The organism is Roseitalea sp. (assembly GCF_984466335.1).
Genome location: NZ_CFIFWG010000120.1, coordinates 1 through 7353, shown reverse-complemented (window position 1 = coordinate 7353; position 7353 = coordinate 1). Strand labels below are relative to the sequence as shown.

General features: G+C 67.9%; 8 protein-coding genes. All 8 read left to right on the top strand.

Going from position 1 to position 7353, the window contains the following annotated elements; genetic code table 11:
* Positions 1-799 (top strand): vWA domain-containing protein (locus tag AC5E6L_RS11200; RefSeq protein ID WP_491773325.1); only part of this gene is annotated, 799 nt, incomplete at its 5' end.
* A 102-nt stretch (positions 800-901) separates the two neighbouring features.
* On the top strand, positions 902-1405 hold the full coding sequence (locus AC5E6L_RS11195) for an SRPBCC family protein (protein WP_491773323.1): 504 nt from the start codon (positions 902-904) through the stop codon (positions 1403-1405).
* Positions 1406-1471: 66 nt separating this feature from the next.
* A complete protein-coding gene (locus AC5E6L_RS11190) occupies positions 1472-1942 on the top strand; it encodes a (2Fe-2S)-binding protein (RefSeq protein ID WP_491773321.1) in 471 nt (156 codons plus the stop codon).
* Between the two features lie 38 nt (positions 1943-1980).
* Positions 1981-4341 (top strand): xanthine dehydrogenase family protein molybdopterin-binding subunit, encoded by a 2361-nt coding sequence (locus tag AC5E6L_RS11185; RefSeq protein ID WP_491773319.1) that lies wholly within the window; start codon positions 1981-1983, stop codon positions 4339-4341.
* Between the two features lie 13 nt (positions 4342-4354).
* Entirely contained in the window at positions 4355-5152 is a 798-nt protein-coding gene (locus AC5E6L_RS11180; RefSeq protein WP_491773317.1) for an FAD binding domain-containing protein, read from the top strand.
* A 392-nt stretch (positions 5153-5544) separates the two neighbouring features.
* Complete coding sequence (locus AC5E6L_RS11175; RefSeq protein WP_491773315.1) at positions 5545-5883, top strand: hypothetical protein; 339 nt, start codon at positions 5545-5547, stop codon at positions 5881-5883.
* Positions 5884-5937: 54 nt separating this feature from the next.
* Positions 5938-6510, top strand: coding sequence for a L,D-transpeptidase (locus AC5E6L_RS11170; protein WP_491773313.1), 573 nt, complete (start codon positions 5938-5940; stop codon positions 6508-6510).
* A gap of 10 nt (positions 6511-6520) precedes the next feature.
* Positions 6521-7213 (top strand): L,D-transpeptidase, encoded by a 693-nt coding sequence (locus AC5E6L_RS11165; RefSeq protein ID WP_491231012.1) that lies wholly within the window; start codon positions 6521-6523, stop codon positions 7211-7213.
* Positions 7214-7353 lie beyond the last annotated feature (140 nt).

Genomic DNA, 7353 nt, shown 5'->3' with positions numbered 1-7353 from the left:
CTCCTGGTCCCGGACGCACAGGCTGCGGACCATGGACTTCGAGCAGATGAGCAATGCCGAGCTGGCCGAGGCCGCCCGCGCCATCGCGGCGATGGAGCTGCCGGTCGAGCCGGTGCGCACGCGCCGGGCGCGCCGGGCGGCCCATGGCCGCCGTGCCGATTTGCGCGCCACCATGCGCGGCGCGCTGCGCAAGGCCGGCGAGATCGACGCGATCGTGACGACCGTGCCGCGCGACCGGCCGCCCGACCTTGTGGCCCTTTGCGACATCTCCGGCTCGATGAGCGGCTATGCGCGCATGATGATGCATTTCCTGCACGCGCTCACCTGGGCGCGCATGCGCCACTGGCGCCATGTGCATGCCTTCACCTTCGGCACGCGGCTGACCAACATCTCCCGCGCCCTCGGCCTCAAGGACCCCGACCGCGCGCTGGCCGCCGCGGGCCGGCAGGCCGCCGACTGGGAGGGCGGCACGCGCATCGGCACGGCGATCGAGGCGTTCAACAGGAACTGGTCGCGGCGGGTCCTCGGCCAGGGCGCGGTGGTGCTTTTGATCACCGACGGGCTCGAACGCGACGATCTGACGCTTCTGGACCGCCAGATGGAACGGCTCCGCCTGTCCTGCCGCCAGCTCGTCTGGCTCAATCCGCTCCTGCGCTTTGACGCATTCGCCCCAAGGGCCGGCGGCATTCGCACCATGCTGCCCCATGTCGACAGCTTCCATGCGTGCCATTCGCTCGACAGCCTTGCCGATCTGGCGCTGGCCCTGCGCGCGGACCATCGCCGCAAGCGCGCGGCGTGACCGCTCCCAGCGTTCCGGCGCCCGCGACATCGGAATCAGTTGCATTCCAAACTGCGACGCGCCATCATCGACCAAAAAAATGAAATTCACCGGAGGAACGTCATGGACATGGCGGGTGAATACCGGATCGCCGCGCGACGCGGCGAGGTCTGGCGGGCGTTGAACGATCCGGACGTGCTGCGGGCATGCATTCCGGGCTGTGAAACGCTGGACATGACCTCGGACACGACCATGAACGCCCGGGTCGTCCAGAAGATCGGACCGGTCAAGGCCAGCTTCGACGGCGCGGTCGAACTGGTCAACATCGTCGTCGGGGAAAGCTACACCATCCGGGGCGAAGGCAAGGGCGGGGTCGCCGGCTTCGCCAGGGGCGGCGCGGACGTGCGCCTTGTCGACGATGCAGGGCACACCATCCTGACCTATCAGGCACGGGCGACCGTGGGCGGCAAGCTGGCCCGGCTCGGCGGCCGGCTGATCGATTCGACGGCCAGGAAGCTGGCCGACCGGTTCTTCGAGAACTTTCACGACCATCTGAGCGGACCCGATGCAGACGCGCCGGCATCGGCGGATCGCAACGTGCAGGACAAGGAAACCGAAAGAGCCTGACAAGGCCGCAAATGACGACAACCGGCCGCCCGGAGGAAACGGCTCGCCGGCAAGGGAGGAGACCGCATGACCCACGTGACGATGACCGTGAACGGCAAGGCCGTGGGCGCAGAAGTGCCCGGCGAGACGCTGCTGAGCGATTTCCTGCGCGAGCATCTGCGCCTGACCGGCACCCATGTCGGGTGCGACACGAGCCAGTGCGGCGCCTGCCTGGTCCATGTCGACGGCAATGCGGTCAAGTCCTGCACCGTGCTCGCCGCATCGCTCGCCGGTGCCGCGGTGACCACGATCGAGGGCGTTGCCAACGGCGATCTGCATCCGATGCAGACCGCCTTCAACGACCATCACGGCCTGCAATGCGGCTTCTGCACGCCGGGCATGATCATGGCCGGGATCGACATGGTCAACCGCTACAAGGCGGCCGACAGGCCGCTCGACGAAGCGGCGATCCGGCACGAGCTCGAAGGCAATATCTGCCGGTGCACGGGCTACCACAACATCGTCAAGGCCATCGGCGACGCCGCCGGCAAGATGTGAGCGGGGTGCCGCCGTGAACGGGATTTTGGGAGGAACGCATGAGTGACGGCATCGGCGCTTCGGTCAAGCGCAAGGAAGACCGGCGGTTCATCACCGGCAAGGGTCGCTACACCGACGACATCAGGCAGGAGAACCAGGCCTATGCGGCCTTCGTGCGCTCGCCGCACGCCCATGCCCGCATCCGCTCCATCGACGCCGGCGCGGCCGAAGCCATGGACGGTGTGATCGCCGTCTTCAACGGCGACGAACTGACCGGCGACGGCATCGGCAACATCATCTGCGGCTGGATGGTCCACTCCAAGGACGGCTCGCCCATGAACATGGGCGCCTGGTCGGCGCTGGCGACCGAAAAGGTGCGCTATGTGGGCGATGCGGTCGCCGTGATCATCGCCGACAGCCAGCGCCTCGCCCGGCTGGCCGCCGAGGCGGTCGAGGTGGACTATGAGGAACTGCCGGCCGTCGCCGCCGCCGACAGGGCGCTCGAAGCGGGCGCGCCGCAGCTTCACGACAACGCGCCGGGCAACCTGATCTACGACTGGGAGATCGGCGACGGCACGGCGACCGATGCGGCCATCGCCGGCGCCGCGCACCGCACGAGCATGGCCATCGCCAACAACCGGCTGGCGCCCAATCCGATGGAGCCGCGCTCGGCCATCGCCGTCCACGATGCCGCAGAGGATCACTACACGCTCTATACGACCAGCCAGAACCCGCACGTGGCGCGGCTGGTGCTGTCGGCGTTCTACAATGTCGCGCCAGAGCACAAGCTGCGCGTGATCGCGCCGGACGTGGGCGGCGGCTTCGGCTCGAAAATCTACATCTACCCCGAGGAGATCACCTGCCTGTGGGCGGCCATGAAGACCGGGCGCTCGGTCAAGTGGACGTCGGACCGGTCAGAAGCCTTCATGACCGACGCGCACGGTCGCGACCATCTCACCACGGCGACCGTCGGCTTCGACGAAGGCGGCAGGATCGTCGGGCTCAAGGTCGACACGATCGCCAATTTCGGCGCTTACATGTCGCTGTTTTCGAGCGCGGTGCCGACCTATCTGTACGCGACGCTGCTGTCGGGCCAGTACGACATCGCCAATATTCACTGCAATGTGCGGGCGGTCTACACCAACACGGTGCCGGTGGACGCCTATCGCGGCGCAGGGCGGCCCGAGGCGTGCTATGTGATCGAACGGCTCATGGAGACGGCGGCGCGCGAGATGGGCATGGACCCGTCCGAACTGCGCCGCAGGAACTTCATCACCCGGTTCCCGCACCAGACGCCGGTGATCATGGCCTATGACGCGGGCGATTTCGACGGCAACATGGACAAGGCGCAGGCCGCCGCAGACGTCGCCGGCTTTGCGGCGCGCAAGGCCGAGGCCGCCTCGCGCGGCAAGCTGCGGGGGCTTGGCTATTCCGCCTATATCGAGGCGTGCGGCATCGCCCCGTCCCAGGCGGCGGGCTCGCTCGGCGCCGGCGTCGGCGGGTGGGAATCGGCCGAGGTGCGGGTCAACCCGGTCGGCACCATCGAGGTCCTGACCGGCTCGCACAGCCACGGCCAGGGCCACGAGACCACCTTCGCCCAGATCGTGGCGGACCGGTTCGGCGTGCCCATCGACACTGTCGCGGTCGTCCACGGCGACACCGACAAGGTCCAGTTCGGCATGGGCACATATGGCTCGCGCTCCGGCGCGGTCGGCATGAGCGCCATCGTCAAGGCGATGGACAAGGTCGAGGCCAAGGTCAGGAAGATCGCCGCCCACGCGCTGGAGGCCAGCGAGGACGACATCGTCATCGAGGGCGGCGAGGTGAAGGTCGCCGGCACCGACAGGAAGATGGCCTGGCACGAGGTGGGCCTTGCCGCCTACACCGCCCACGACCTGCCCGAAGGCATGGAGCCGGGCCTGAAGGAAGGCGCCTTCTACGACCCGACCAACTTCACCTTCCCGGCCGGCACCTATATCTGCGAGGTCGAGGTGGACCCCGAGACCGGCGTCACCGAGATCGTCAGATTCACCGCCGCCGACGATTTCGGCACGATCATCAACCCGATGATCGTCGAGGGCCAGGTGCATGGCGGCGTCGCCCAGGGCATCGGCCAGGCGATGCTGGAGAACGTCGTCTATGACGAGGACGCCCAGCTCGTCACCGGCTCGTACATGGACTACACCATGCCGCGCGCCGACGATGTGCCCTCCTATACGATCGAGCACAACATGACGGCCGCCCCGTCCAATCCGCTGGGCATCAAGGGCTGCGGCGAGGCGGGCGCCATCGGCACGCCGCCCGCGGTGATCAACGCGATCACCGATGCGATCGGCAACAACGATCTTTCGATGCCGGCAACGCCGCAAAAGGTCTGGCTGGCGCTGCGGGAGGCCGGCCTGCCACAGGCGGCGGAATAGGGAGGAGTGGGCCATGTACGCAGTCAACTATCACAGGCCGGCGAGCCTGGACCAGGCCGTCGCCGCGCTCGGCGCGGCCGAAGAGGCCAAGATCCTGGCCGGCGGGCAGACGCTTCTGCCGACCATGAAGCAGCGCCTGGCCGCGCCGTCCGACGTCGTCGACATTCGCGGCATCGGCGGAATGGCGGCGATCTCCGCCGACGGTCCGGTCCTGACCATCGGCGCGGCGGCCACCCACGCCCATGTCGCATCGAGCGCCGATGTGGCGTCGGTCTGTCCGGCCCTTTGCCGTCTGGCGGGCCATATCGGCGATCCGGCCGTGCGCAACATGGGCACGATCGGCGGCTCGGTCGCCAACAACGCTCCGGCCGCCGACTATCCGGCCGCATTGCTGGCGCTGAGCGCGACGGTCGTCACGAACACGCGTCAGATCGCCGCGGACGACTATTTCGCGGGCCTGTTCACGACGGCGCTCGAAGACAATGAAATCATCACCGCGGTGAGGATCGCAGCGCCCGAAAAGGCGGGCTATGCCAAGTTCCCCAACCCGGCCTCGCGCTATGCGCTGGTCGGCGTGTTCGTGGCCAGAACCGGCGGCGACGTGCGGGTCGCGGTGACCGGGGCGGGCGACGACGGCGTCTTCCGGGAGGGCGGGATCGAGGCGGCGCTGTCGTCGAACTGGTCCGCCGACGCCGTCGACGATGCGGCCGTTTCCGCCGACGGGCTGATGAGCGACATCCATGCCGGCGCCGACTACCGGGCCCATTTGATCAAGGTGATGGCCAAACGCGCGATCAAGGCGGCCGGTTAGAGCGGCCTGTCTTTGGATGGGAGCGGATCGATGGACACGGTTTTCGCCGCGGCGAGGAAAACACCGCGGCGCGATCCGACGATCGCGCGAGGCTCTTGACGACGGCGGCGGCGGAAAAGACGTCCAAGCCGGAGGCCGGCAACCGATTGAGGTCGCGTAAGGGCCGCACATCGCCCGCGCCTGGTCCTTTGCACTCCGGGCGGCGTTGTGCGCGCCTTGCCGGATCACAAAATCCCGGCGCTCAGCCGATGCCAGCCAAAGACGAACCGTTCTAGGCCCGCCGACAGCCAAACCGAAGACGGCCGGGCCGATATCCAAGGCCGAGCCTGCGGTCACATGCTCGTGATCAGCCGTTCATGGTGCATTCACCACAATGGCGGTATCAGGTTCGCATGCGTGTTCTTGCCGCCCTTTTGGTGCTCGTTTCGATGCTGACCACCCATGCGGCGGCGCTTGAGCGGGCCTTGGTGAAGGCGCTGGGGGTGGATGGCGGCCCGGTCGCGGTCATGGCGGTCGTGGACGAGGACGCCGGAGCCGGCGCTTTTATCCCGCATTCGGAATCGGCGAGCGAATCCGACGCCGGACCCTGCGCCAAGAAGGGCGATTGCGTGTTCCTTGTGCCGGCGCACGCCATCGAGGCCCGCATGCTTATCCCCGCGCGCGGCTTGGAGCGCCAGGGCCATCTGCGCCACCATCATGGCCGAGGGGTCGAGCGGCCACCCATCTCCTGACGCGCCCGTCCGGCGGGTTACCGCCACAGCCACCTTGCCATGCAGGAGATATCGATGATTTCAAGACGTTTCTTCGTTGCCGCCGCAGCCGCGAGCCTGGTTGCGCCACCCGCATCCGCACTCGCCCACCACAGCGCCAGATATCGCGATTTCGCGCTCGATCCGGCCTACGAGCCGCAATCGGTGCGCTTTGCAGGCCATGCGCCGGGGACGATCGTCGTCGATCCGCGCAACCACTTCCTTTACTGGACGGAGACGACGCGCACCGCCCGGCGCTATGGCGTCGGCGTCGGCCGAGCGGGGCTCGCCTTCCACGGCCAGGCGGTCATTCGGCGCAAGGCCGAATGGCCGAGCTGGCGGCCGACCGACAACATGATCCGCCGCAATCCCGGCCGATACGCCAAATATGCCCAGGGGGTGCCCGGCGGCCCAGGCAACCCGCTCGGCTCGCGAGCGCTCTACCTTTATCGGGGCAAACGGGACACAAGGTATCGCATTCATGGCACGACCGAGCCCTGGAGCATCGGCCAGTCGGTCTCGAACGGCTGCATCCGCATGCTCAATGCGCATGTGGAGGATCTGTACGAACGCGTGCCGGTCGGCACGCCGGTCGTCGTGCTGGGGTAGTGCAGGACAGATGACCAAGGACAATCTGACGCGACGCCGGTTCGGCGTGGGCGTGGTCAGCCTCGCCGGCACCGCCCTTGCCGGCTGCACGACCGTCGAGCCATCCCGCAAGGCGGCCGCGGGGCCGACATCGCCCGCGCCGAACCGGCCGTCGGCTGCGGTGATCAGGGCCTACGGGCCGATGCCCGACGAGCGTTTCCCGCTGCCGGCCATCGACATATCCAAGGTGCCCCAGCGTTTCTGGCGCCAGCAGGTCGCCTATCCGACGTCCGAGCGGCCCGGAACGCTCGTCGTCGATACGTCCAGCTTCTTCCTGCATCTGGTCCAGGAAGGTGGCCTGGCGATGCGCTACGGCGTCGGCCTCGGTCGGGCCGGGTTCGCATGGTCGGGTCGCGGGCGCGTCGCCTATAAGCGCAAATGGCCCAAATGGACGCCACCGGACGAGATGATCGCCCGGCAGCCGGAACTGGAGCGGTGGAGCGTGCGCAATGGCGGCATGCCGCCAGGGCTCGAAAACCCGCTCGGCGCGCGGGCGCTCTATATCTTCCAGGGCGGCGTCGACACGCTTTATCGCGTGCACGGCTCGCCGGAATACTGGACGATCGGCAAGGCGGTGTCGTCGGGCTGCGTGCGCATGATGCAGCAGGACGTGATCGACCTTTACGACCGCGTGCCGCCGCCCGCGTCGATCGTCGTCACCTGAAGCATCCCGATGACCCGGACTATACGGTGTCGAGCCGTTTGCATCAGGGGGCGAGGCGTTCCTCAAACGCCCCAAGCCAGGCCCCTACCGAGGTGCTTGGCCCGCACGGCTTGGCGAGGCGGTGCGGGGAGCTGAGGCGA

Excerpts from the sequence above, each read along its gene's own strand:
- AC5E6L_RS11195 (WP_491773323.1), top strand. The coding sequence starts at position 902 with ATGGACATGGCGGGTGAATACCGGATCGCCGCGCGACGCGGCGAGGTC.
- AC5E6L_RS11190 (WP_491773321.1), top strand. The coding sequence starts at position 1,472 with ATGACCCACGTGACGATGACCGTGAACGGCAAGGCCGTGGGCGCAGAA.
- AC5E6L_RS11185 (WP_491773319.1), top strand. The coding sequence starts at position 1,981 with ATGAGTGACGGCATCGGCGCTTCGGTCAAGCGCAAGGAAGACCGGCGG.
- AC5E6L_RS11180 (WP_491773317.1), top strand. The coding sequence starts at position 4,355 with ATGTACGCAGTCAACTATCACAGGCCGGCGAGCCTGGACCAGGCCGTC.
- AC5E6L_RS11175 (WP_491773315.1), top strand. The coding sequence starts at position 5,545 with ATGCGTGTTCTTGCCGCCCTTTTGGTGCTCGTTTCGATGCTGACCACC.
- AC5E6L_RS11170 (WP_491773313.1), top strand. The coding sequence starts at position 5,938 with ATGATTTCAAGACGTTTCTTCGTTGCCGCCGCAGCCGCGAGCCTGGTT.
- AC5E6L_RS11165 (WP_491231012.1), top strand. The coding sequence starts at position 6,521 with ATGACCAAGGACAATCTGACGCGACGCCGGTTCGGCGTGGGCGTGGTC.